The 24815-nt window shown below is 40.9% G+C and carries 35 protein-coding genes and 2 tRNA genes; 10 read left to right on the top strand and 27 right to left on the bottom strand.

From position 1 onward, the window contains the following. Positions 1-64 precede the first annotated feature (64 nt). A complete protein-coding gene (locus tag AC58UW_RS04395) occupies positions 65-244 on the top strand; it encodes a hypothetical protein (RefSeq protein WP_497419496.1) in 180 nt (59 codons plus the stop codon). Between the two features lie 169 nt (positions 245-413). Here AC58UW_RS04395 and AC58UW_RS04390 read toward each other — a convergent pair whose 3' ends face one another. The 3 genes from AC58UW_RS04390 to AC58UW_RS04380 form a co-directional block, all read right to left on the bottom strand. Beyond that, positions 414-971, bottom strand: coding sequence for a tyrosine-type recombinase/integrase (locus AC58UW_RS04390; RefSeq protein WP_497419495.1), 558 nt, complete (start codon positions 969-971; stop codon positions 414-416). 656 nt (positions 972-1627) lie between these two features. Continuing rightward, positions 1628-1843: a hypothetical protein gene (locus AC58UW_RS04385; RefSeq protein WP_497419494.1), complete on the bottom strand. Its 216-nt coding sequence runs from the start codon at positions 1841-1843 to the stop codon at positions 1628-1630. Next, a complete protein-coding gene (locus AC58UW_RS04380) occupies positions 1830-2870 on the bottom strand; it encodes a TIR domain-containing protein (RefSeq protein WP_497419493.1) in 1041 nt (346 codons plus the stop codon). Before AC58UW_RS04380 ends, AC58UW_RS04385 begins: the two co-directional genes overlap by 14 nt. 92 nt (positions 2871-2962) lie before the next feature. Between AC58UW_RS04380 and AC58UW_RS04375 the strand changes: the two genes are divergently transcribed. After that, on the top strand, positions 2963-3172 hold the full coding sequence (locus tag AC58UW_RS04375; protein ID WP_497419492.1) for a hypothetical protein: 210 nt from the start codon (positions 2963-2965) through the stop codon (positions 3170-3172). A gap of 27 nt (positions 3173-3199) precedes the next feature. Here the strand turns inward: AC58UW_RS04375 and AC58UW_RS04370 are convergent, their stop codons facing one another. The 13 genes from AC58UW_RS04370 to AC58UW_RS04310 all read right to left on the bottom strand — a co-directional run bounded on the left by AC58UW_RS04370 (position 3200) and on the right by AC58UW_RS04310 (position 9971). Continuing rightward, on the bottom strand, positions 3200-3373 hold the full coding sequence (locus tag AC58UW_RS04370) for a hypothetical protein (RefSeq protein WP_497419491.1): 174 nt from the start codon (positions 3371-3373) through the stop codon (positions 3200-3202). A gap of 6 nt (positions 3374-3379) precedes the next feature. Next, positions 3380-4687, bottom strand: a complete 1308-nt coding sequence (locus AC58UW_RS04365) for a hypothetical protein (protein WP_497419490.1) — start codon at positions 4685-4687, stop codon at positions 3380-3382. An 85-nt stretch (positions 4688-4772) separates the two neighbouring features. Next, on the bottom strand, positions 4773-5156 hold the full coding sequence (locus AC58UW_RS04360; protein ID WP_497419489.1) for a hypothetical protein: 384 nt from the start codon (positions 5154-5156) through the stop codon (positions 4773-4775). Positions 5157-5244: 88 nt separating this feature from the next. Beyond that, positions 5245-5472, bottom strand: a complete 228-nt coding sequence (locus tag AC58UW_RS04355; protein ID WP_497419488.1) for a hypothetical protein — start codon at positions 5470-5472, stop codon at positions 5245-5247. Between the two features lies 1 nt (position 5473). Further along, complete coding sequence (locus tag AC58UW_RS04350; protein WP_497419487.1) at positions 5474-5746, bottom strand: hypothetical protein; 273 nt, start codon at positions 5744-5746, stop codon at positions 5474-5476. A 28-nt stretch (positions 5747-5774) separates the two neighbouring features. Next, on the bottom strand, positions 5775-6074 hold the full coding sequence (locus AC58UW_RS04345) for a hypothetical protein (protein ID WP_497419486.1): 300 nt from the start codon (positions 6072-6074) through the stop codon (positions 5775-5777). Between the two features lie 350 nt (positions 6075-6424). Then, complete coding sequence (locus AC58UW_RS04340) at positions 6425-7441, bottom strand: Lin1244/Lin1753 domain-containing protein (RefSeq protein WP_497419485.1); 1017 nt, start codon at positions 7439-7441, stop codon at positions 6425-6427. 65 nt (positions 7442-7506) lie between these two features. After that, positions 7507-7956 (bottom strand): hypothetical protein, encoded by a 450-nt coding sequence (locus AC58UW_RS04335; RefSeq protein ID WP_497419484.1) that lies wholly within the window; start codon positions 7954-7956, stop codon positions 7507-7509. Position 7957: 1 nt separating this feature from the next. Next, positions 7958-8242: a hypothetical protein gene (locus AC58UW_RS04330; RefSeq protein WP_497419483.1), complete on the bottom strand. Its 285-nt coding sequence runs from the start codon at positions 8240-8242 to the stop codon at positions 7958-7960. A 201-nt stretch (positions 8243-8443) separates the two neighbouring features. Then, on the bottom strand, positions 8444-8752 hold the full coding sequence (locus tag AC58UW_RS04325) for a hypothetical protein (protein ID WP_497419482.1): 309 nt from the start codon (positions 8750-8752) through the stop codon (positions 8444-8446). 37 nt (positions 8753-8789) lie between these two features. Then, positions 8790-9290 (bottom strand): helix-turn-helix domain-containing protein, encoded by a 501-nt coding sequence (locus tag AC58UW_RS04320; protein ID WP_497419481.1) that lies wholly within the window; start codon positions 9288-9290, stop codon positions 8790-8792. A gap of 194 nt (positions 9291-9484) precedes the next feature. Beyond that, the gene (locus AC58UW_RS04315) at positions 9485-9673 is read right to left on the bottom strand and encodes a helix-turn-helix domain-containing protein (protein ID WP_497419480.1); all 189 of its coding nucleotides are present in this window, start codon (positions 9671-9673) and stop codon (positions 9485-9487) included. 79 nt (positions 9674-9752) lie between these two features. After that, positions 9753-9971, bottom strand: a complete 219-nt coding sequence (locus tag AC58UW_RS04310; protein WP_497419479.1) for a helix-turn-helix domain-containing protein — start codon at positions 9969-9971, stop codon at positions 9753-9755. Positions 9972-10131: 160 nt separating this feature from the next. Here AC58UW_RS04310 and AC58UW_RS04305 point away from each other — a divergent pair, with 160 nt between their 5' ends. From AC58UW_RS04305 to AC58UW_RS04285, 5 genes are all read left to right on the top strand, one after another. Beyond that, positions 10132-10560, top strand: a complete 429-nt coding sequence (locus tag AC58UW_RS04305) for a helix-turn-helix domain-containing protein (protein WP_497419478.1) — start codon at positions 10132-10134, stop codon at positions 10558-10560. Between the two features lie 507 nt (positions 10561-11067). Then, entirely contained in the window at positions 11068-11262 is a 195-nt protein-coding gene (locus AC58UW_RS04300; RefSeq protein ID WP_497419477.1) for a hypothetical protein, read from the top strand. 83 nt (positions 11263-11345) lie between these two features. Beyond that, positions 11346-11975, top strand: coding sequence for an ImmA/IrrE family metallo-endopeptidase (locus tag AC58UW_RS04295; protein ID WP_497419476.1), 630 nt, complete (start codon positions 11346-11348; stop codon positions 11973-11975). After that, entirely contained in the window at positions 11953-12345 is a 393-nt protein-coding gene (locus AC58UW_RS04290; protein ID WP_497419475.1) for a hypothetical protein, read from the top strand. The genes AC58UW_RS04295 and AC58UW_RS04290 overlap by 23 nt, the downstream gene beginning before the upstream one ends. A 3-nt stretch (positions 12346-12348) precedes the next feature. Further along, positions 12349-13584, top strand: coding sequence for a tyrosine-type recombinase/integrase (locus tag AC58UW_RS04285; protein ID WP_497419474.1), 1236 nt, complete (start codon positions 12349-12351; stop codon positions 13582-13584). Between the two features lie 722 nt (positions 13585-14306). Here AC58UW_RS04285 and AC58UW_RS04280 read toward each other — a convergent pair. From AC58UW_RS04280 to AC58UW_RS04265, 4 genes are all read right to left on the bottom strand, one after another. Continuing rightward, the gene (locus AC58UW_RS04280) at positions 14307-14492 is read right to left on the bottom strand and encodes a hypothetical protein (protein ID WP_497419473.1); all 186 of its coding nucleotides are present in this window, start codon (positions 14490-14492) and stop codon (positions 14307-14309) included. 152 nt (positions 14493-14644) lie between these two features. Then, complete coding sequence (locus tag AC58UW_RS04275; protein ID WP_497419472.1) at positions 14645-15157, bottom strand: metallophosphoesterase; 513 nt, start codon at positions 15155-15157, stop codon at positions 14645-14647. Between the two features lie 19 nt (positions 15158-15176). Beyond that, a complete protein-coding gene (locus AC58UW_RS04270) occupies positions 15177-16520 on the bottom strand; it encodes a Na+/H+ antiporter NhaC family protein (protein ID WP_497419471.1) in 1344 nt (447 codons plus the stop codon). Positions 16521-16529: 9 nt separating this feature from the next. Continuing rightward, positions 16530-17369 (bottom strand): alpha/beta hydrolase family protein, encoded by an 840-nt coding sequence (locus AC58UW_RS04265; RefSeq protein ID WP_497419470.1) that lies wholly within the window; start codon positions 17367-17369, stop codon positions 16530-16532. A gap of 86 nt (positions 17370-17455) precedes the next feature. On the opposite strand from AC58UW_RS04265, the gene AC58UW_RS04260 reads away from it, so the two are divergent. Continuing rightward, on the top strand, positions 17456-18661 hold the full coding sequence (locus tag AC58UW_RS04260) for a hypothetical protein (RefSeq protein WP_497419469.1): 1206 nt from the start codon (positions 17456-17458) through the stop codon (positions 18659-18661). Between the two features lie 49 nt (positions 18662-18710). Here the strand turns inward: AC58UW_RS04260 and AC58UW_RS04255 are convergent, their stop codons facing one another. Both AC58UW_RS04255 and AC58UW_RS04250 read right to left on the bottom strand, forming a co-directional pair. Further along, a complete protein-coding gene (locus AC58UW_RS04255) occupies positions 18711-19445 on the bottom strand; it encodes a DUF1906 domain-containing protein (protein WP_497419468.1) in 735 nt (244 codons plus the stop codon). A gap of 133 nt (positions 19446-19578) precedes the next feature. Then, entirely contained in the window at positions 19579-19866 is a 288-nt protein-coding gene (locus AC58UW_RS04250; RefSeq protein WP_497419467.1) for a DUF2277 domain-containing protein, read from the bottom strand. Between the two features lie 179 nt (positions 19867-20045). Between AC58UW_RS04250 and AC58UW_RS04245 the strand changes: the two genes are divergently transcribed. Together AC58UW_RS04245 and AC58UW_RS04240 are read left to right on the top strand one after the other, a co-directional pair. After that, a complete protein-coding gene (locus AC58UW_RS04245; RefSeq protein WP_497419466.1) occupies positions 20046-20543 on the top strand; it encodes a hypothetical protein in 498 nt (165 codons plus the stop codon). Next, positions 20540-21037 carry a hypothetical protein gene (locus tag AC58UW_RS04240; protein WP_497419465.1) on the top strand — a complete coding sequence of 166 codons (498 nt, stop codon included), beginning with the start codon at positions 20540-20542 and terminating at the stop codon, positions 21035-21037. Before AC58UW_RS04245 ends, AC58UW_RS04240 begins: the two co-directional genes overlap by 4 nt. Before the next feature lie 149 nt (positions 21038-21186). On the opposite strand, the gene AC58UW_RS04235 is transcribed toward AC58UW_RS04240, so the two are convergent. From AC58UW_RS04235 to AC58UW_RS04215, 5 genes are all read right to left on the bottom strand, one after another. After that, positions 21187-21260, bottom strand: a tRNA-Ile gene (locus AC58UW_RS04235). Positions 21261-21270: 10 nt separating this feature from the next. Beyond that, positions 21271-21347 (bottom strand) — tRNA-Met (locus AC58UW_RS04230). A 90-nt stretch (positions 21348-21437) separates the two neighbouring features. Then, positions 21438-21602, bottom strand: coding sequence for a hypothetical protein (locus tag AC58UW_RS04225; RefSeq protein WP_164484139.1), 165 nt, complete (start codon positions 21600-21602; stop codon positions 21438-21440). Positions 21603-21760: 158 nt separating this feature from the next. Then, the gene (locus AC58UW_RS04220) at positions 21761-23512 is read right to left on the bottom strand and encodes a hypothetical protein (protein ID WP_497419464.1); all 1752 of its coding nucleotides are present in this window, start codon (positions 23510-23512) and stop codon (positions 21761-21763) included. Between the two features lie 24 nt (positions 23513-23536). After that, the gene (locus AC58UW_RS04215; RefSeq protein WP_497419463.1) at positions 23537-24796 is read right to left on the bottom strand and encodes an efflux RND transporter periplasmic adaptor subunit; all 1260 of its coding nucleotides are present in this window, start codon (positions 24794-24796) and stop codon (positions 23537-23539) included. Positions 24797-24815: the final 19 nt, after the last annotated feature.

Genomic DNA, 24815 nt, shown 5'->3' with positions numbered 1-24815 from the left:
TAAAATAGATTAATTGGAGGAAATTCCCAATCGTTGTCGAACTATTTACTCAGGGGGTGATAATATGTCAGATAAACTCAAGCCAGGTACGCCTGCACCTAAGTCTGGTCAGTATAAAGTAGTCGGACCAAGAGGTGGAGACAAGGATAGAGAGGTAACTTCAACAAAAGGCAATCCTCTTCCGCCAACGCAAAAGCCCGGAGAAGGCTATAAGTTGGTCGATCCTACGAAACATAAGAATTAATTATTTGTTCTTCAAATTTCCTCGTATTAATTACGAGGATTTTTCTATTTTGACTGCACCATATCTTATATTGTGGTGCACTCGGTTACATCACTTTTTCCTTGATGTAGCAAGCTTTCAAACGCGTTAAGATAATGAGTGCACCATAGGCTATTTGTGGTGCACTGCTCTATAAATGCCAATCTCGAACCGATTTATTGATGTCATCCTGAGCAATTCCAATGTACCGTAAGGTCATGGATTGATCCGAATGACCAAGCAGATCCATGAGAGCTGCTATGTTCTTTTTTTCCTTGTAGTGGTGATAGGCGAAAGTTTTTCGGAGCGAGTGGGTACCAATTCGCTCCAGCCCATATTTGCGGGCAATGCTGCTAAGCATACGATAAGCGACACTCCGATCGATCTGCTTACGAATCCGATCCTTCTTCTTAATCTGACGGGAAACAAATAAGTAATCATGATTTTCCTTCCCTTCCATGACACCACGCAGCTCACGCCGCAAATAATTAGAGATTGGCAACGTAATTTCCTTGCCTGTCTTGGTTACTCTGATATGAAGCTCTTGCTTATTCATGTCACTGACTTTTAGCTTTAGAATGTCAGAGATCCGCAAGGCCGTATTAATTCCTAGAACGAATAAAGCGTAATTACGTGGCGAACTCTTCCGAAGGTCCCATTTAATCTTCGTCACAATATCAAGGTCACGGATCGGTTCAACAGTATTCATACAGAACCATCTTTTTTACACAGTCGACTTTAGAACAAAACTTCTTCGATCCATCCCAACGTCCCCACATACAGCGCAGCTTTACACTACCAATTGCTTTCATTGTTACTCCCTCCTTTGTGTAGTTGCCTACTATGTCGCCATACATGCTGGTCTAGAAGCCTTGCTGACAGTTGACGGCTTATTCTTATCTATTAATATTTTCAGCTTTTTAAACATCTATTTATTTCCCTACCCAAGTATCTTAGCTTAGAAATACAAACAAGCAGTGTAAACGGCTTGTTTTTCTGTCTGCTGATTGACATAAAAAAATACTTTTTTCTCTTGCTCATGATAGCCGTATGAACAATAGAAACTGTATGCCTATATAGGCATGCACTTCACATGGGGCATCTAACCCCTCCTCACACCACACCACTGACGCTAAACGTCTAAGGAAGTAAGATCCCACAGCATGACCGAGTAGCCACATATGATATAGGTTCAGTAGCCATTACCTAGAGAATTATTTCTCTACAATGGAACTTTACCTTTAAATTCAAGACATTTAGTAGACATACATTGGACAATTTCACTTAAAAACCCCGAGAAGTTATATTCTCACGAAAAAAATAAAAATAAAAAAACAGTACGACATTAAATGTCGTACTGTTTTTTTATTTTGCAAATGAAGGTCGTTTATTATTCACTGGCCCACTTATAACCTTAACGTATTCAGTATCTCCACCTTCAGCTGTTGGCCCAATAAACACTCCAGAATGATCATGACTAACCCATTTCTTTGTGGATTTATCACTATAATTCCTGGTCACCCATCGCCCAGTCGCAGATTCATAAATCGAAGGCTTTTTGTTTTTGTTATTTTGACTCATACTGAATCCCTCCAATTAGGTCTCTAATAGTATCAAAAAGTTCATTATTGGATTCGACAATTTCAGCAAGATTTTCATCTGATAATAAATTCTTTCCTGCTCCTGCTATGTGTATTGAGAGTACATGATCTGTATTCAAAGGATAACACAGTACAATAACTTCAACAACCTTTTTAAGTCTGTAGAACGTCCAATTATTGCTTAATGAAGCATCTAAAACAAAAATCTTACTTTGTGTAGTTTGCGGAGAATACCCATCAAATTCATAAAAACGATGTTTGCCTACATTTCCCCCAACTTGACGAATTCCCTTATTTCCTTCTTTTTTCCAGAATGCTGCACCTCTCACTCTAAATCCATCAGGTATAAATAAAGAATTCCGAACAGCTTCGCTACATGTATCATACATTAATTGTAGGTCTGATATTTTAAGATTTTTATTGAGTTCGTAAAAAAATGAAAGAATACTCTGCTTCTTGTCCATTTCAAACTCAGTGAGACCTAGAAGATCGATTGGATCCTCAAATTCACCTTCTTGTTTTATCGCTTTAGTAATATGCCCACAAGCTACGTCAGTGGCCGCGAGAAAATTCTCACGCACAGCTTGACTATACTTTAAAATAGTTATACCACTTAGATCTGATAAAAGGTGGAAATCTTTAATCTTTTCATCTCTAACTAAATCATCTCGTTCTGGTACTCCATTCGGAACAATCGCAAAGACACGCTTTCTCCGTAATTTCCCCCAAAAAAGACCCATTTCGAAAATTGTATTATCTCTTGTTATAAAAACATATTTCCCCCTATGGAGTGCAACATCATCTGCCGCGAACACGAAAACGCCAAAATCACTTATATCAAGTTGATTTTCCAAAGCTTCCATCGTGTAGCTATTGGCATCGAATGCTGTATACCACGGTGTAACTTGTGAGACGCGCTCCAAATTCTCATGAACTGCACGCGCATAATCAATCGCCTCTCTAGATGAACCAATAAATAATTCCGGCTTCTGTTCCTCAATCGTCATATCCTTGCTCCTTTTAGGACAATATACCTATATTATAAGGATTTTCCAAAGAGAAAGCAAAGATTGGAAATAAATTTAATTTGGAGGAAACAATGTTTAAGACTAGAAGTAAACTCTGGAAATTTCTAAAAAATCACGATTTGTCAGTTTATTGGCTTGTAGATGCAACTGGGCTAAGTAAAGAAGAAGTAAATAAACTTATCAAAAGTAACAAAGATCCCAGTGTCTCAGCAATGGTAAAATTAATAGTAAGTTTAAGAAATAACGGGTTTAAAGTCAGTTTGGAGGACTTTTGGGCTTAATTAATTTTTAAAAATATTTTAATTAAATCACTTTTTCTTCTGCTGACTTATATTTTGCGATAGTTTTTCAACAGTCTGATTTGCAATTATTTTTGCAAGTGCTTCAGGATTATTCATTAATTTTTCATACTTAGTTTTATTATTTTGCTGATTAAATAAGTTTCGTTTCCATCCATTTGAAGCCAACATTAGTTTAGCCATTAAACATCAACTCCTTAAATAATTTTGAAAGAAGTGCGCGTTCAACTCAGGAGTAAAATAATGTTTTCTTTTTACCCAAATAAATCCATCGCCTTTCGTAATTAATGCTACATCAATTGGACCTCCAACAGTCTCTGCATCTGCACTAATTTTTCTTTTGAACGAAGTCAAATTTACAAGGGTTTCAGCAATTACTGCTAATTCTTCTTTTGGCATCGTATGAATTGAATGTAGAACTGGATTAATATTCTTTATTTTCTTATATTTTTTTGTTTCTTCAAAAAAAGTCTTCAATAGTTCTTCAGATTGGCTAGTGAGCGTTTGAGTTAATTGCCCTACTACTGAGTCACTTAGATCAGGAACTGATTTAAGAATATTTTTTACCATTACCTCAGGATATTCCACAAATAATTCCTTTAATAACTCGTTCGAAAACGTCTCTAAATAAGGATCTATCCCACTCATAATACTATAAACCATATCGTCCTGTGCAAAAGGTACTACACCGCCAGAATCACTATGGCTTACTTTAACTGTCTTACTTAGATCAACTTTACTTTTTAGCTTATTTCCAATTTTCACTTCAAACTTATATGAACTTATAGCAGGAAAAAATTCATTATCCCCATAGCCTGCAATAACAATCCCTGAAGTGCTTTCACCAAATAAATCTCTACACAGGTAATTTAACCCGATGTTGCGCAAAATATCAGATGTTGCATCAGTCAGGGGAGTATCTTCGAACACTTTTTTTGCGATCCGTTCAATTAGATCCCCATATTCATCAGAATAAATCCCAATGTCTTCGGAAGTAAATTGTTCTAACAATGGAACCTCTATAACACTATTAAATCTATCCTGTATTCTCTCCTCAAATGCAGCCAGTACTTCATCGGCTTTAATATCATCCTGATCGTCGAATTCATTGGACAAACCTTCATTGACTTCTTCCAATAATTCTTCAAAATATCCTAGCATTAGTGAGGTAACACCTTTCCTTTTTAACTCAGGCGTGAATAACAAGGAATCATTTTCAATAATAAAATTTATGAAGTCTTCACCATAATCTGCCACAGATAAAAAACTATTATCATTAAGTTTTTTTCTGTAAAATTTTATGATTGCCTCCCATGGCATTCCAGACAATTCGGCATTTCCATATACCATAATACCGACGGGATGGTATTTAGATAATCTAAACAACTTATTAGCAGAGTTAAATATTTTTTGCCCTCGTCTATTAGTAACCGTAACTGCACTATCGGCAGCTAATGCTACAGCATGGGTGTTAAGTATTCCAATTTCAGCTGTCATTTTGACTGCCCCCGTTGATTAATTTAATTAGTTTTACCTATTCGACATTTAATGATAACTTCCTTTTTAAAAGAACCAAAAAAATTTAATCTATATATTTTAAAATATTGGCCACACATACAATACCCTCATATACTTTGCGGTCAATTGTTTTTTCACAGTAGCCCCATCCACTGAAACGTAAAATAGTCGCAGCACGGGTGTTGCCTTTGATAAAACGATACTCAGTTACTTCTCTTACATTATATTCTAAAATTCCGTCAACTGCCCGTTTTATCGAAGCACAAGCATTGCTCCATTCCGTTTCACGCTGTCTATTCAACTCTGTGATTGGCGGGTTTCGCTCGAATTCATTGAGAGCCCTCATCATTTTTGTGTATTCAGAAAGTTGAATTTTTGCTCTATTAATATCAGTTGTAGAAGCTACTGGAAACATGCTAAATTGCTCTTCTTTTTCGGCTACCATCATATTCTATACACCCCCTTTATGCTATAATTGGTGTAAGAATGACTTAATCCTCTGCGAGCCCGGCCAAGGTTACACGCAGAGGATTCTTTTATTGTGCTGTCTTAATAATTGCTGCTTTCATTTCTTTATAATAATCAAAAAGCTCCATGTCAGCTTTTTGCAGTAATTCTTCCTCACTTTCTGCCCCATATGTTCTAAATAAATGTTCTACTGCAACTGAGGCTTGCTCCAGAGTTGGCTTAGACTCCATTGCCTGAGTAAGGTACTCATTTAACCTACCATATGCTTTTAATTTTTCAATATCGCTAATTGCCAAGCTATCTACCTCCTTCTTTTCTTTGAGTCACCCATCCAAATGTACTGCCTATGCTAGTTGCTTCTACGATGTAAGAACTCCCTTTCTGAAGCCATTCATTTGCTACTACGACCAGCACACCGTATTTTGTTTCTACATATCCTTGTTCGGCTAGTGGGGACGTAGCCGTTACATTCATAACCATTTTCGAAATATCTCTTTTCTTATATTCGATCAGCGGCTTCAGAGCGTGTTCAATAAGTTTTATAACGTTCATTTCAATTGCAATGCTCATTTCTTCTTACTCCCATGCTCCTCAATTTTCATTTCATTATTTGCTCAGTTGAATGAATCTGAATTCCCTCACGTTCTAGAAAAGAGCAAATCTCATCAACAGTCATATCGCCAACCGACTTTTCATGTACAATACTTACTACAGGTTCTTTAATAAATCCGATTTCAGAAAGTGTATTGAATTCCACATGCAAACTTCCAACGACACTTTTGTCATTAACACCTGTTAAACGCTTAAATGCTTGGGGTAGAACGATAATTCTCTGTTTTTTATAACAAACAATATAATTACCGTTACTGTCTTTTTCAAATGAGATAAGTACTTTCAATGGCTTTCCCCTTTCTTTCCATCTCCTTAATCAATGCAAAAATAACCTTTTCCAATCCGCTCGATATCATCTTCCGTAGCAGGTGAAATGACGAATGCTCGATCATTGATATGAATTACATTCTCTTCACCTTCTTTCATATTTAGCAAAAAATTTTCGTGCACTGCTAAAGCTTTTCACTAGTGCTTCCTCCTGTAAATAATCATCAATGGTTGCCTGATTTGCCTCGTTGTATTCTTCCAAGACCTGTGTGTCACCTCAAACCTTTTCGTGATTTTCCGTTTTTAGCCGATTGGCTCAACGATCGGACTGGGATGCTACTTTGGGTCGCAGTTGATAATATAACCAATTCAACCGACCACGACCTTTTTATTAAGCCTTTCATCTAGTTTTCTTGCCTGCGCCCGAGCCTTTTCGAGCTCTTCAGGAGTTAAGCGACTTGGTTGAACCGCAGTAGACAAAACACCTTGTATTTTGGGTCTTGTTGACCCTTGTTGTCTTGATGACATCCGCCTTCCACTTCCCCTATGAAGATTGGATTGTTCAGGCTCATGCTCCACGTTCCAAGGTTCGTCCACATTAAGTTTTTCCCATTTACGAAGAACCCCTTCTATGAACCGCAACTTCTTCTCTCCAGCAAAAACTGCTACCTCAATTGCTCTTTTCAGCCATATTTCGGTGAAGTCTTCTTCTAAAGAAATTAATTTTTGGGAGACAATCTGTGACAGAACGCCTATTTCACGTTCATAAATACCAAATACATTGGTCTTGGTTTGTAAATTCGAACTCTCTTGACTTTGATTTGCTAGATTGCTAAATTCAGTGCAAGTTTTAGCCTGTTCGCTATCATCACCATTATTACTACTATCTTTTAATTCTTCTTTACTTTCCTTTACTTTACTTTGTGTACTTTCTGAGGACATATTGTCATCAATAGCAGAGTTATCGCTATCAGAAACCGCCGTTTTTTCCTCTTTTTCTTTAATCGGCACTAAAAGATATTCAGGCAAAATACTATTCTTCGCTCTTCGTGAAGTTGCCGTAAGAAATCGCTTTTGGAACCCTGCTGAAGTAAGAATTTCGTGTTTCTCATATAGTTTTTGATGGAAAAAACCCCACTTTATGCATTCAGAAACTACAGATATTACAGTGTTTACGTCTACATTAATCTTGCTACTAAAGGTATGATGCTCTCTCTCTGTCCAAGGATAAAAGTATCCGTTTTTATATACTTCAGACATAAGACGAACAATAATTCCAAAGCCAAGTGTGCCGTACTTACTAACGACAACTACCAGCTTATCGTCACCTTCGATTCCAATGTCCAGCGGAAAATATTCTAGTCCTTCTTTTTGTGGTCTAGCCATCGAGTTCATCCTCCTTCCCCTTAAATTTGATGCTTTAGAGGCTTCGACTAGCGTTTGCAAAAGTGTTACACCACACCAGAAGCCTCTCTAGCCCGTCTGACAATACTCCTGATCATATACCCATAACCTTCTTGAATCTCTCCATCTTGGACTCGTTTGACCTTGTAATGAATCCATGAAGACGTTCGCCTAATCTCTAGTACTACTGCTTCCACAGGTTGCTTCCCATCTTGCCTGTGCCCTCCCAATAGTGGATTAGGTACAAGCTTATTAACACGCACTGTATCACCAATTTCTGGTGCATTAAGCTCTAATTTCATGTCCTTTGTGCGTTTAGTGACATCTTTTTTTAAACCAACCATATGCTTTTGTGTCATTTGAGAGATATTGGTACAGTAATTATGTAGTAGAACAGCTTTTATTGCCTGCTCAAATTTCACCTCACGCTCGACACAAAACAGTGCTAATTCAGCTACGCAAGCGTTTCGATCACTCCATTGAAACTTAGATTTCATGCTATGAACACTCCTTTGTCTTAGGTTCAAAACTCTCAGGGAATAATATCTTTTCCGCTTCAGTCCATCGCTTTATTACTTCTGTTTTGAATACTAACGCTCTATTCTCTTCTATATTCTTTTCACAGATATTTAAAGAACGCATAGACCTTTCGATTCCTGCTGGATCTCCTAATAAAGTTGCATCATTCAGCCATTCTTGGTTGCGTGAAAATCGTTCCTTGTTCTCGTGAATTACTGTATCTAATGCAGACGTTATTCTATAAAAATCCATATTTGTATACATATCTAGCTTTCAACCTCCTCACTACGATTCTCGACCATTCTTAACTGAATACGGCCGTCATCATGTAAATAGACTACAAATCGCCGGTTAACCCACCAAATCTGGTCTCCAACCTTTAACTGAGTGCAATTAGGCCGGCACTCCCGAACATTCACTAGTTCTTGCTGCCATGTTAATCCCTCATCCTTGCTTACTCCCATATTAATGTGAGTCCTTTTGTAATATGGCAACTTTGAACGTTTCATGGATTACCCCCTTGCCTTCAATTGACATGAGAGATATACTTAATGGACAAATTATTTTTTCAGGATTTAAATAGGAATAGTCATCGTTCACAGCGGTGGCTATTTCTTTATTTACTGAAACGCCATTTTCCTTAATAATCCTTTGAGTCATTGCACTGATTGTTTCTTGTGCTCGAAAGTCCGCAGCCATTCTTCTAACCTCTGCTGCCTTCATTACACCGCTTGCGTATAGAACACCGGAATTCTGTCCTTCCGCATTTAACATTGAAATGAACAACGACTTCACCTACTTCCAATTTGTATTAACGCTCCCCGCGCTTAACTTCCATTTGATGTTTTTGTATCAAGCGTTTGCGATCTAATCCAAACTCTTCTTCCAATACACCTTTCATTACCATTGCCTTATCAATAACATCGCTGATTTCAAACCAAACTCTCTCTGCGCCTTCCCTACGTTTCTCGGGATCGATGTGTTTAGCTGTCACAAGGCCCTCCAATGCTGCTGTAAGCTCTGAAATTTCTTTTTGAAGTAAATCTTTAAGTGCTGCTGGGTGAAGATCTAAATTAGGTACATATCTTAAAATGTTTGAGATAAACCCATCTGTCCTTACGTCGATCAATTCCAATGTAGTTCTCCAATCAAGCCGAGATGATACAATTTGATCGTAGCCAGCTGGTAGATCACGCTTTCCTTGCTCAATTTTTGACAGATAACTAGCGTCCATTGATAACTCGTTTGCAAGCGCCTGCTGAGTCATGTTCCTTTTCTTACGATAAGAAATAATTGCCTCACCAATAGACATGATATTTAGCTCCTCTCATTCAATTTTCGTGTTCTTGGAATAGAAGTTAACGATTTGAGACCTTATATGGACAATCTGGCAAGATAACTAGGTAGATTATGGATGCCTACTATATATAAAATGAAATTAACAAAATAATCCTTCGTATTTCACCTCAGCCCACCTTCGTACGAGTGGGCACCTTTTCCAAGAAATTAACCATGGGCAACACTCTGTTGTTCCATTGATAATTTCCAATTCTCCAGTGACTCAAGACGGAAGAAGATTTGTCTTCCAACTTTGTAATGTGGGATTTGCTTTCTTTTTACCAATGTATACAAAGTGTCTCTATGTACTCGCAACTTTTCGGCGGCTTCCAAAATGTTCAGATCTGTTTGTTCCACATCCACACCTCCTTTCAAAAATTTTAATAGTCAACCAACGGTATCAAGCTCCTTTATCAACTTTGTTATGTGCGCCTGACTATATAACCATTCCGTTTAGTTCAGGACGTAAAAATTCCTCTGGAGGTACTCCCAATGCCTCTGCAATGATTTGAAGCCTGTTAGTACTAATAGAATTTCTCCCTGTAGAAAGGTGATGGTAACCCATTGCTGAAATGCCTAATTTCTTTGCTAGAAAAGATTTTGTAACACCTTTTTGGATTCTCATTTTTTCAATACGTTGATGAACTTGAATCACTTTTATATCACCTCCATTGACTAACCAATTTGTTTAGTTTAGTAACCTAATAATATACTAACCAAATCGGTTAGTCAATACTAAAGATAAACTTTTCGTTTATGTTATTAAACATTGCGTTTAGTGATGGTATGATAAGTAAACGGAGGTGATATAGCTGATGACTCTTGGTGAAAAATTGAAAATGCTTCGGGAAAACCATGGATGGACTCAGGCCCAAGCAGCCGAGAAGCTCGGTATTTCATCTCAAGTTGTTTCAAATTATGAAAGAGATTACAGATCTCCTGATAAGGAAATTCTGTCAACAATCTCACATGTATATAATTGTTCTCTCGATTGGCTTCTTGGGGTATCCGATGAATCGGGGCGAAAAGATGTCAAAACAGGTGGCCGCGCCTACTATGGCGGAGGAGATAACCTTACTGATGAAGATAAAGCAATAGCTAATAAAAAGTTTGACGAAATTAGAAATAAGATTTACATACAACATCCGGATGGATTCCGTGTCTTTATTACTCCAGATGAAGAGAAATACTTAATGGAGCAATTAAAAATGTATAAGGCATTCAAAAAACAAGAAGATAAATAGTAACTCCCTCAACCGATGAGGAATTTGTAAGGAGCCAATTATGTCCCTTTTCGAAAATTGGAATACCACATTACGATGGTTTTTATTCATCCCAAGCCTTTTTATTAGTTATGCGCTTACTAGTCTTGTAGGAAAATTTGCTTTGTATAGATATTTCGGTCCTGCTTCTGATTCAGGATTGGTGGGGCAATTAATTTATATTTTCTATCAAGATTTCATTAGCTTTGCGGTAGCTATAGTAATTTGTGCTTCCATGGTACCCAGAGGAAAAATAATTACCATTTCTATAATTTTGGGAATCCTTCTTATTGCATCTGGAATTAGTCTAGCACTAATTATTACACACCAAGTAAATGGTAGTGTTCCTACGTGGAATTTGTTGCTTTCGTTCATACTAAATCTATCCTCTTGTCTAGTGGTACTAATTTCATTTATTAGAGAACAAAAAAGAAATAGTTCATCAGTAAATGAACTGAACAATTTTGAGTACACGGGGGTTTAAAATTTATGCTCAAACGAAACCAAACTCTCCGAACCCCTGCCGATTTCGAAGAAGCTATGAAAACAGGCGTAAAAGTGATGGTCATGCAAAAAGGTAAGCTGCTTGATTTTGGCGCTCCGATCGAACGTTATACTGAAGATGCGGTATACATCGATGGTGGATACTTCTTAACAATGAATTGCGAATTTAGAGTAAGATAATAACAGCCCAAGCAAGGGCTTTTATTTTCAATTAAAAAGCGAACATATATTCTTTTTATTCCAATTAATTAGGAGAAAATAACATGGACCTAACATTATACAAACCTAATGATCTAGAAAGATGGATCACTAGAGAGTATCAAACCGCAGGCATTCATTACCCTGCTGAATTGGAATTAGACCGTATCGTCAGTTGGTTCAGAGGCGACGTGCAGTTTTATAACGGCCCCACTTGTGTGGATTATGATAACCCTTTCTATCCTGTCATTCTAATAAATGTTTTCCAAAGAACTGTTGAACGGCGTAAAGCCTTCTTTCATGAGTTAGGTCATATGCTTTTGCACACCGGAAATCAAGACAAACTTCCTCCTGGTTTAAGGGAACTCCAAGAAATGCAAGCCGATCAGTTCCAGCTCTACGCAGCTATGCCCTATTACATGCTTGAGCAATTCAAATATGTTCAAGCTCATAATCTGGTCAAAGTCTTAACGGAGGCTTTTGTACTCCCAGACTCATTTGTGAAGAAACGACTTGAGCAAATAAAAAATCGAATGTATTGGCATGAGCAGGACATTAAAATTAAGGAACGCTTTTCTCAAAAAGTAGTTAAAAGTACTAAACAAGAGCTCCAAGATTTCATCGCTGAAACTCATCGTAGATATACGGAAAGGTACGGTAAGACAAACGAAAATGAAAATCCGTGTTTATTATGAAGAAAATCCAGAACTAAATATATTGAATCCTGTTTGGCTGATTGTTTTCTTTGGCAGAGGCAAATTCAATTGGAACGCAAAACGCTTTTTCATACCATTAGAGGCACCGTTTAAACGAGTTAAGCGAGGTGATTTTGATATTGGTGAAAATATAATGAGCTTCAGTGTAACAATTGAAGATTTAGTGCTCGATGTATTGAGACCTGAAGGTTTTCTGGTAGACATCCACTCTATGCTTTCTCGCATCAAAGAACTGAAAAAAACGCAGTTCTTTGATCATCTGGATATCGATCAGTTCATCATTCAGATGTCTGACGTCGAACATGTTATGCAAATGAATATAAGCCGATATTACGACTGGGGGTTTTAATTTATGGCTAGCGTCACAAAACGTGGAGAGTATTCATTTCGCCTTCAAGTTGACCTCGGATACGATGTTAAAGGGAAAAGACTGTTTGAGCGTAAAACTGTGCATGCAAGCGATGAAATTCTTAAAAGCAAACGAAAATTAGAAAGCTTTCTTGATGATGAGCTTGCCAAGTTTAAAATGGAAGTTGAATCAGGCCAATACATTAAGCCGGAGAAGATGACGATCACGCAATTCGTAGAACTGTGGCGAACGGAATATGCCAATAACATTAAGAACCTCTCTCCTACTACACGACGTTTTTACAATGATGTTATTAACTCCCGCATTCTTCCCGTATACGGGCATAGGCTTCTCGATGAAATAAAAGTAATAGAACTTGTGAAATATTTGAACAAGTTAGAAGAACCAGGTCAACGACTTGATGGGAAAGAAGGAAAACTTGCCAGCAGTTCTATTGATAATGTTCATAAGACCTTCAATAATCTTTTCGAACGAGCAAAAGAATGGAATTTCATTAAATCCAATCCCATGGATAATGTTAAAAGGCCAACAATAGACACCAAAGAAAAACAATCCTACACCGAATCGGAAACCCACGCTACCATTGCCGCCCTCTTCAATGTTTCTAGAAAAAAACGCCTCATGTGTCTCGGAGCCATATTGGGTGGGTTTCGACGTGGTGAATTAAATGGTTTGGAGTGGCCCGCGGTGAATTTTGAAGGAAATTTCATATCCGTGATCAACAACATTCCTTTAACTGAAAATGGTGTTCCAGTTGAAAAAGGACCGAAGTCTAAGAGCTCAGTTCGTTTAGTAAAGATGCCAGCCTGGTATATGCAGGAACTTCGCTCATTCTACGTGGAGTGGAAAGCACAGCAAATGAACGCCAGACGTGTTTGGCGCGGCGGTGATCGCAACTACGTCTTTCATAATGATTTCGGTGAGCCTTATTATTATCAGTACATTTCTAAATGGTGGATGAAATTTTGCAAAAAGAACCAAATTCGTTATCTGACTTTTCATGAGTTGCGTCATACCTATGCTTCATTGCTTTTGGAAGATGGTGCAACAACCGGTGCTGATGAGGATTCTCTTTTGAAAATTCTTCAGAAGCAGCTCGGACACTCGAAACTTTCCACAACATCGGATATTTACTCTCATGTTAGCGAAAATGTGAAGGATATAACTGCTCGGAGGTTTGATAAATTTGATCCAAAAAAAGAAGCTGCTGCCAACTAAATTATTGGGTACGATTGGGGTACGAAATTGGGTACGGGGGTACAATTGGGGTACCAAACGATTCATTTTTGTTCTAAGTATCACCTGATAATTCAAGAATAGAAGTGTTAAATAGCTGATTTTTCAAGGGTTTTCAGACTAATACAGATTACTTCCAAATAAGAAACCAAGCTTGACAGGGTAGGGGTCAGTGGTTCGAGCCCACTACAGGTCATATATAACAGAAACCCGCAAAGCCATGTGCTATGCGGGTTTTGTTTATTAGTACAACAATTAATGAAATGACTACTGCACATCCATTTATATGAATTGCTCTTGCCACAATTTCAAGTAAAGAAACAACACTTCCACCGTCTGTCCAGGAAGAATGCGGAACCATCCCCTTATTGTATTGGGAAAAGGAATTAGGACAATCCTGGAGCACAAGATTGATTAAAATATGCATAGGACACAAATACGATAGAGTTTGTACTGTTCTGGAATTTTAAACACATCGAACACTCACCCTCTCAGATTTTAATCACACAACGTATAATATGTAATTCTCTATTTTCTCCTCTTCCATTTATTACATCACATCTTTCACGATCAAAAATTGATCTCCAATAACTATCAAGCCGATAAACTATCTCTCTGCACCAAAACGATTCAAATTTCACTATTAACGACAAAAAGACACCCGAATAACCAGATGTCTTCTCCCCTAACACTTTCAGAATATATCATTCACTTCGATTCCGTTCAAGTTCCTTCTGATGTGAATCGAGTTTATTTGTTATGTCATGAATCCTTGTTTCAAGCCAATCCTTCGTATACACTTTCAACAAGGCATCCTTCGATAAATCAATCGCATTCAAAATAATTTCGATTTCTGCCTCGTTTAAATAAGTGTTATTATCGTTTAACATAAGTTCAACCTCCTCGAACAATTAATCTCATTATTCCCACCTTTTACAAACCTTAAAACTTGCTTTTTCAATACCAGAAACAGGAAAACACCCAATTCATTTCAGGTGCTTACTCTTATAGGCATTCCGATCTATTTCATTAGCTGTTACTTCTACGCCTGCTCCTCATCCACGACAACAGAATCACGAATCTGCTCAAAAGACACAGGTGTATAATCCAATTGTTCCACACTCACATTGTAATAATGCCGCCCTTCATATTTCTGTCCATGAATATGACCATGAACATTCAAATAGGGCATTTGTTTATTCATATACATTGGCTCATGCGATAGAAAAAAGAAATTCATATAAATGAGAGGGTACTCACTTACCTCATCGAAACCAACATCAAGCCACCAGGTCCTGGATCTCCCCCGATCGTGATTGCCGAGGATGAGGATTTTGTATCCATTCAACTGTGAAACAATGGCCTGTGTGCGCTCTTTATTTAAGAAAGAAAAGTCACCTAAATGAAAAACTTTGTCCTCGTTACGGACGACCGCATTCCATTTGGCAATCATGGCCGCTGTCATTTCTTCAACATCAGCGAAGGGTCTATTTTCGAAGTCAATGATGTTTTTATGACCGAAGTGATGATCTGAAATAAAATAAGTTGTAGACATGTTACAGCTCTCCTTCTTTTCAATATCCGACGACAGCTTTCCCACTGCCCCTCCACACGTACGACCAAATTAAAGTACATAATGGCAAAGCCCAAAGAAAAGGTGCATAACTGACGTATTGCTCAACGGGAACCCCTACAATGGTTCCACATACAATAGCAAGCATATTCCAAGGTATCATAGCAGCAAGAATGAGGCTAGAATCTGCAACAACTCTGGCAAGCTGACTGCGCGGGAAGCGTTCTTCCCAGAAAGGCAGCAAGCTCCTGCCTGACATCATGATCGGGAGGGTTTGCGTGCACGAAACCATGCCGAGACCTAAGCCGAATAAGGCAGTCCGAAAAGTAGCTGCGAATAAGGAAGTGGAGCTCCCTCCCAATAATTTTTGCATATAGGCCTCTAAAACACGATTTTCCTCCAAAATGCCGTTGAACGCTCCCGCAAGTCCAATAAGTACAATTAACTCAACCATATTGAACAAACCTTTGGTTTGCAGCGAATCAAACATACTGGAATGGTAACCAAACCACATCGCATGCAGCCATTCAAACCAAGTGACTCCTTGAAAAATCAAGCCAATTCCTATTGCACTAGCAATGGAAAGGAGAAATCCGTTTCTTGTTTTAAATTTTAGTAGAATCGAAAGTAATAATAGGAGCACAGGCAATAACAACCAAATGCTGTAGTTAAAACCAGTACCAAATTGCTCACGAAGCAAATCTTTTTCCCCTTGATGCCACTCGCCGCTTATATCGCAAAACAAGAAAAAAACAAGGGTGATACATCCAGCCCCGATCGTAGTTGGCAACAACGCTTTAAATAAGTCTTTGACGGAAACACCTGTAGAAGATGCTACAAGACGGTTCGCACTTGAAAAAGGCGAAGTCCGATCACCGACAAAAGCGCCTGAAACGAGAGCCCCTGCAACCATCGGTAAAGGAATTTGCAGCAGCATAGCAAGACCAATTAGCGGGATTCCGACCGAGCTTAGTGTTCCCGTAGAGGTGCCAAGCAGCATAGAAATACACACGGAAAGAGCAAACGAAAAGGTAAGAAAGAAACTAGGATCTACGATGCGAAGTCCTAAATCGATCATGTAGGGGATTGTCCCGCTAGCTGTCCATGTTGGGATAACAATGCCGACTAATGCGAGAATCCACATGACCTCTTTGGTATGTTTGATGCCCACCCACATACTTCGCAGGATGCCCCTGAAGGCAGCTCCGCCTCGCCAGACGATGATTACCAAGGTTATCAATCCAAATGAAAAACCAATCGCCAAGGCGATCTGCAGCACATATGCGGCTGCGAGCCCAAGAATGGTAATAAGTATCGTTACGCCAAGTTGTCTATTCGTTAACATGTGATTTTTTTATCCTAACATTTCTCGAATCGTATTGAGGGTCTCTTGAATGGCTTGCTTAAGCGCTTGGGGCTCCCCTTGATAAGGATGAACGGAGCCAAAGGTATGATTGCCTTCAGGAATACGGATCCACTGGATAGCAGGATTTTGCTCGACCAGCTGTTTTGAGCCTCGAATTAGCCTCTCCCCATCCTCGGTACCTTGAATTAACGCAATTGGGAACGCTGCGCCGCTAATTCTACCTATAATATTGAAACGCTCACTATTGCTTTCCATATCTTCAAGGATCTCAAGATCTAACGGCATATTTTGCTTCGTACGACCGTTTAACGTATATGTTCTTCCTGCTGTGCGCATCTCTTTTTTATTTTCCTCTGTCAGCAGATCGACATTCGAAATCCCATTCCAGCTAATGACACCTGCAATTTGATCGGGATGATCCAGCGCATAAATCAGGCAGACCCCCGCCCCTCTGCTATGGCCCATAAGCAAGATCGGCTTCTCCCCTGCATCATGAAACTTTTCATTCCGCCGAATTTCCTTCACAACAACGTCCAAGTCTTCAAGGTCTCTGGAATATGTATCGCGTGCGAACTTCTCAAGCTCTGTAAATTCAAGCAGATCTTCTCCAACACCATTGTGAGAGAAATTGATTGCCATCACATTTGCATTCATAGCCAATGATTGCGCCACGTATGGGAACATCCCCCAGTTTTTAAAGCCTTTGTATCCATGACAAATGATAATCGTCCCTAGAGCCGGTTGTGATGCCGCTTCGTAGAAATCACCTCTGATCGTGCGATTCTCTGCTATATGTAGCTCAAATGCTTTACTTTCACTTGGTTGCATAAGTTAACCTCCCTTTCCTAAGTACTGTTATATTTTAACACAAATCCAATTCAGACAGCAGTTGACGATGAATGGTTCATAAATTTATGGCAATTAGTAAAAACTTGACTATGGCGTTTCATCCAGCAATTCAAATGTGGACCGCTACTAAAATCAATTCAGGAGGAAGCTTACCTATGCATCATGCCCGAGCAACCCGCTTGCTCCGAACGATGATCTGCACCCTGTTGCTTTCTGTGATGTCCGGCCATTCCTATGGTCAAGCCCTCAGTTATCAAGAAACGGCGAATACGAATACTTTTCAGTTGGTTGTCCGGGCATCGCCTCATGCGGCCTACCGATCAGAGTCATCTTTTGAAAATAAAAAGTTGCAGCGAGAACTTGAGCAACTAACTGCAGGGGCTTCGTATTCTGAGGCATTGCCGCCAGATGCCACCCTCATTTATCATAAAAAAGGGCAGACGCTAAACTACGGCGTCACGGTAAATGGTGAGTTGATTGATCCTATGACCAAATCCATCTTTGCTGTGTCGACTGGCGTACAAGATGAGCTTCGCACACAAGTTCAAGCCCTTAGAGCCCGGCACTATGGCGAAATCCTGACTTGGGAAGACGCAAGCTTGGTCATCCCTAAATATAGTAAATTCACGATTACCGACGTGGAAAGCGGTCTAAGCTTTGAAGGACAACGCCGCGCAGGCTCGAGCCATGCGGACGTCCAGCCGCTGACGAAGAGCGACTCCGCGACGCTCAAAACCATTTACGGCGGCGCCTGGAGCTGGGACCGCAAAGCGGTCCTCGTGAAGTTTAACGGCCGCACGCTGGCTGGCTCCATGCACGGCATGCCGCATGGCGGAGACGGTATTCCCGGAAATGACTTCGACGGTCATTTCTGTATTCACTTCCTCGGGAGCGTGACGCACGGCTCCCGTTCCTCGGATCCGGCGCACCAGGTCATGGTGCACCGGGCAGCAGGCTTGCTGTCGTCCTACATCAGCAAGCTTTCGCCTTGGGCGCTGATCGACGTCTGGATCAGCGGTGCCAACCAAGGTGACCTGCAGCTGCTGCAGGTCACCACAGGGCAAGAGCAGGCGGTGCATGTGCGAAGCATGCGCCGCCTGTCCAAGTTCCCGGAGCGGGACGTGTCCCAGCTCCTTGAGCTTGAGGCTGCGGTCGACGTTACGGTTACACCGTCACGTGCTTCCGCGCCTGCATACAGGCGTGTGCTCTTTCGGCTCGAAAGAGCATCGCTTGATTCGCGTTGGTATATTCGCAGCGCGGTCATGCAATGACAAAAGCCCGTTAGCTCTCACATGAAACGAGAGTTAACGGGCTTTCTATTTACTGCTGCGGCTGACCAGAAGCTTTGCGCAGCTCATTCGCTAAGCGATGGAATTCCGCTCGAGCTGGAAGCGAAGTTGTCGCCTCATAGCCAGCAGACAGGAAAGGTATAATTACATTGGCATCATGCGTTGCAAGTGGATAGGTCGCTGGTGTCAGCGTGTTCCACCAGCCTTCACTGCCGTAGGATTCATCATGATCGATTTGGATACCATTCACTGAAACATCATTCAAATATTGATAAATGTTAATGAATGTGGATTTTTTACCGCCGCTCCATGCATAGGTCTGCCAAAACCGCGAGCAGGCACCTGCCTTCTTCACGGCTTCCATTACCGCATACGATCCGTATACCCCAGTGGTATACTCCGGAGTCGCTTCACTTGCCGCTTGGATGTATGCAATGACCGTAGCCATCTGAGCGCTTGTCGCGTCAAAATCGACGGCAAAATATATACAGCTTCCTGCAGGCTGCCCCAACTGATGAGCCACCTGTACCGCGGTAGCGCCGTCAGCCAATCCTGCACTTCTTCCGCCGAGCGCCCGATTTGCCGTAGTTTCATAAACAGATACGATTTCCAAACCTGCTTGGCTAATCCGCTGCGCTTCACTTTTCGTTAAAGCCTTATACCCGCTCGGGACGAGATATCTGGCCACAAACGAGTAGCCATCTTTGACGAAAGCAGCGGCGGTTTGCGCCGTTAAAGGCGTTGAACAATCAAAACCTTTGGTCACTTTCTATCACCTAATTTCTACTAGTTTGTTACATCATATGCTCATAGACAATAGATTGCTACACTTCAAATGAGTTGCTTATGAAAAGAAAGCAACAAAAAGGCTCTTACCTAAGTAGGTAAAAGCCTTTTTGTTAAGACTCCAGTTTTTTTACGGTTCCAAACCGTTTGGTGTTTCTAGCGCGTGCACGCTCGATTTCGATTTCTCGATTGCGCGGCTCTGCATGAGTGACGAGTGAATCCATTAACTGGCGTGCAGCTAGCGACACCTCGCTAACAGCTCGGTTGAAAGCTTCCTCATTGGCCTTGGAGGGCGCGGTGAAACCCGAAATTTTTCTAACGAATTGTAGGGAAGCCGCCTGAATCTCAGCATCTGTAGCAACTGGATTGAAGTTAAAAAGCGGCTTAATATTTCGGCACATAACAAGCAGCTCCTTTGCAATTTTTTTGAATCGGTGAACGTAAGCAGAAGTCATAAAAATAAAATAACATGAGCTGAGCACTCAAACCAACTAATTTACGAAATAAGATTTTCTAGCATAAAAAAATCGCATCGCACGAATACTTTACCAGTATAGTCTAATTATGAAAGAGGACCGCTATGTTCGTTGCATTTATCTTAAGCCTGATTCTGTTCGTTGAGATCGTCTTCTTTGTCATCTCATGGCCCAAACTGCAGCGTCGACTTCACGTCATCGAACTGACGGCGATCATTATGTTCGCCTCGGTCTTGCTGCAGCAGTCCATCTATATCATCGACATCAATTTGAGTTTAAAAAATATCTCCGAGCATCCGCTGGACGTCATTGTTATGAGGGTCAGTCAAATTATTATTTTTCCGATGCTAATAGCTTGGCATTTTTACTACATGGCAAATGCGAAGGGAATACGGGGCAGTCGTCTGCTAAGCATAATTATTTGCGCTCTTGTATTATCTTTTATAACATTCCTATTTAGAATCCTCGGTTGCTTGCATTATACGGGTTGGAAAGAATTGTATAACATTCTGCTCTACGCCGGTATTCTCGTGCTGACTGAGATGTTCGATTGGCTGCTAAGGCTATATCCATTACGCAAGAATGGAGGTAGCGCGTCATGATATTAGTCGCACCCGAATCCTTCGATAGAAATGAATGGTTCATTATTGGTGCCTCGCTGGTATCCATGTTGGTTATGCTGCTTTTAAAGCGTCGCTTTCCGTCGATCGTAATCTGGTATGTGTTCCTGTTCAACTTCTATCTTGGACTTGTGGTCGATTTGAGTATAGCATCTATGCCACTGGATTTGTACGATGTTAATGATTCTAGCAAGTACGAATGGTTCGACGTTATTTTGTACTTGTTCTGCTACCCACCTTCCGCCTATGTGATCATTTACTTCTATGATCGATGGAATTTAAAGGGGATGCGATTGGTCCTGTATCTGATTGTCTGCGCTTTAATTACAACGGGCCTTGAGGGACTATCCGTATGGGCGGAAGTGTTTCATTACAAAGGCTGGAGGCTGATCTATTCCTTCCCTGTATATATGGCCGTATACCTGATGAATATCGGCATGCTAAAGTTCATACGCAAGAATTTAGGTAGGGTTTAAACCACGTACCCTAACATTGTTGTCCGAACTGCATGCGAGGTATTCCAAACACAAGCCCCTCATTTCCATCAAATTTATGATGAGAATGAGAGGCTTGTTTGATGTCTAGAAATAACAAAAACCCTTATAAATCAAGGGTTTTGATCGTATGGGCCCAGAGGGACTCGAACCCCCGACCAATCGGTTATGAGCCGACCGCTCTAACCAACTGAGCTATAGGCCCAAATAAAATTTGGTTGCGGGGGCAGGATTTGAACCTGCGGCCTTCGGGTTATGAGCCCGACGAGCTACCGAGCTGCTCCACCCCGCGTCATGTTTGCCGCTCAACAGCGACAAAAATAAATATACACTAAGCGCGAGTGGTAAGTCAAGCGTTAATTTTTAGATAAAATGCAGGAAATTACGTATTGTAACGAACGCCGAAACGTCCCTTCTTCGACTTGAAAACTTCTACTTCTTGCGGGCACTCATACCCATAAATCCACCAGTCTTCTTCCATTCTTTTCGCCAAACAGCCCGCTTGAAACTTGGAATCATATAATTTTGCCCAATATATCCAGTTCATCGCAATCACTCCGTTTTATTTGAATCGATAATCCTATCTTATCCAAAAGCAGGCCGTCTTATGAGTCTCATCTCCTGCACATCCTGACTGCGCACTAAAAACGAAAAAACCACTTAGCAGTGCTTCATGCACCACCAAGCGGTTTAACCATTGAACCATTATTGTTTGAAAGATGTAAGGAATCGTTTGACCGTTTCTCCGTATTCGTTCGTAAAGGTCTCATATACTTTGACTTGAATCGGGAAATCTAGTTGACTAGAACTCGCATTAAAGTCAATGGTGTTCGAACCACTGTACATTCTTCCTTCACCTGATAAGTCTGTTGTCGTTTTTCCAACCGGATTACCGACATTATCAAAAAGTTCGAAGGAAAGCTTGCTATTAAACTTATCCACTGTCACTTGTTTATCTGTTTTGATGTCCAGATCCAGCTTCAACTTGTAGTCGTATGACATTGCAGCTAGATAAATAGCTGAGAGGCTCCAGTCCTTAATAGTGATTTCGTAAGGGTATACGTTAAGAACATTACTGGCCAGATTATTTGTCTGGACAGGTACTTTCGCCGTTGCGAGCAATGATTTGTACGTCGTCTCTCCGCTTGCCTGCTGGCTGTATAGGTTCATCTTCAAGCCCTCGCCTGTTTCTGATGCAGGAAGAGAATAGGAGTAGCTGACAACATAAGAAGCCTTGGGAACAACACTAAGAGCTGTTGCCGCCTGTCTTTTGCCTCCATAAGCATAACCATCTTTACTTATAAGCTCGGTTTGAATCGCAGGAATAGGGATCGGGCGGTCGCTGTTATTTGTTAGTTTAAATTTGGCAACTGCCGTATTGAATCCATCATCTTCATTGTTTGTGACATGCAGTTCAACAAGCGACACATCGACATTGGATGGTACAAATTTATTCGTTGAATCCAGCTTGACTGGTGTTCCTAACGTGTAGGTTGGAGCCGGAATAACACCTTGTGTCGCTGCTCCAATAGGCAGTAAAATGTTCGCACGCCCTACACGGTAAGTTTCTTCTTGTAATTTGCCCTCACCCTGCGAGGCGAAGAAACTCTCAGGCGTCACGACATTCAAACTCGTAAATTCTGTGTCCAAATCGGTTGGGATAACGACATGGATATACCTTTTCTCACCTGGATCAAGCACTACGGAAGCTTCGGCGCGATTGCCAGAGTATACCTTACTTTCTGTTTTTCCGTCGACTCCGAAATTCGGAACTGTTAAACGTTCATTCGTTGAATTTACTACTTGAATTTGCACAACCGTTGATACGCCTTTGGCTGTGATTTCCTTATGGATATCCACTGGGATGAAACCTACAGATGACCTCAGAGACGGCAGTGTGAAAGGCTCTCCCCACTTCAGAAGCGCGGAGGATTTGGTGATCGTGCTGTCGCTGCCATTCCACACGAGCGCCGCGTCAACCGGAAGGCTCAGAAGTGTTGTTTCTTTTTTGGGATACACTTCCAAATCAACATCTACAAAGCTAAGCTCGCTTAGTTCAGCATTATCGCTACGTTCTACATTCGTCAGATAACTAATCTCTTGCTGTGTCTTTGGCAGAATAGACTTTGGATTTTTGGCACTTGGCTGCAACGTATATTCAATGCCATCCGCCATACGAACGCGCAATTCAAAATCAGGCACACGAGTTATTTTATCGGTTGTATTTTTAATGCGAATGACTGCTCCTAGCTTCGTTGTATCCGATTCATGCTCGTTGAGAATGCTTTTAATCTCCACTTCAACTTTATCTGTCAGCGAATAACTGGTGTTCGTGCTTGTTTGAGCGAAAACTGCCGAGCTCACACCCACCGCAGCCCATGCAGGAAAAGAAGCGGTAGTTAAAAGTGCAGCGGATAGTACAATGGTGGCCAGCGATCTCTTCATTTTCTTATTCACGTAGTTCTCCTCCTTGAGCTCGAGCTAGTTGCTCACTTTAATTTTATCTTGATCTTTCAGCTGGTGCTGTCCGGAAATCACGAGCATCTCGCCTTCCTTAACACCAGATAACACTTCTTGATTCGTTTCATTCAAACGACCAAGCTCAACCTTGCGCTTTTGAACCGTTTCACCGTTCACGATATAAACAAAGCTGTCGCCGCCTTCGCGGACGATACTAAGACTCGGGATAACCGGTACGATTTGTTCATCATCTTTGGTAAGCTCGACTTGAGCTTTGGAACCCGGTTTCAACTTGCCGTCAGGATTCGGGACCTCTAACTCCAGATCATAAGCCTTGGATTGACCATTGATCACATCAGATAAATACGTTACTTTAGCGTTGGCTTTGTCTGCAACGCCTGGTATGTAGAAAATAAGTTCACCTTTACCTCGAACGAGAGCCGCCGATGCTTCAGTCAGTTGAGACTTAATTTTAACCGGATTCGTCTGCTGCACTTCTCCGACACGGCCGCCTGGCGCTAAAGTTTCACCAACTGTCACATTGAGATCCGTTATCACTCCTGTTGCAGGCGCTTTTACATCGAGATTGCTTAGTGTTCTATCGATGCTGCGAGCGCTAACCTGAGCTGACTCTAAGCTAGTTTCCACTTGCGCAAGTGAATTCGTCTCTTGCGCAGTTTTCAGCGATCTACGTGCGCTCTCCAAATCCTTTTTCATATTCGTTAGGGCTGTTTCTGCCTGTTCTAACTGCGTTTTCGTTGCTGTACCTAGATCGTATTCATTACGAGCCTTATTGTAGGCTTTCTCAAGATCGCTAACAGCTGTCTCTAATTTAGAAACCGCGTCTTTGGCATCTGCAATGCCATTGGATGTCTTCTGTTTGGCTTCGACAAGTCCAGCTTGAGCCCCCTTAATGCTTACGGCATTCAAGTCTTTTTGAATCAAAACATCGGTCGGATCCAAGCGGAACAGTACTTCGCCTTTTTCAACTTTATCTCCGCGTTTCTTAAGAATTTCAATAACTTCCCCACCGGACTTTGCTACCACATCCAATTGGACGGAAGAGACAACGTCTCCTACTTGTTCCACAGGATTACCAATTTTTTGTTTGGCAATTTTAGCCGTCTTCACGCCTTTAACACCTTGCTCGGCAGCATTTGCCGGGGTTGCGCTTGGGCTTGCAGCAGGTGATGCGGAACATCCTGCGAATATCGCCGCGCTTAGCGCGACGATACCGAATAACTTGGCACTTTGCTTAATTGTAAACAACTGACGTTTCATATTCGATTTCTCCTTTTCC

The organism is Paenibacillus sp. J22R160 (assembly GCF_059692135.1).
This window is presented reverse-complemented; position numbering and strand designations above follow the sequence as displayed.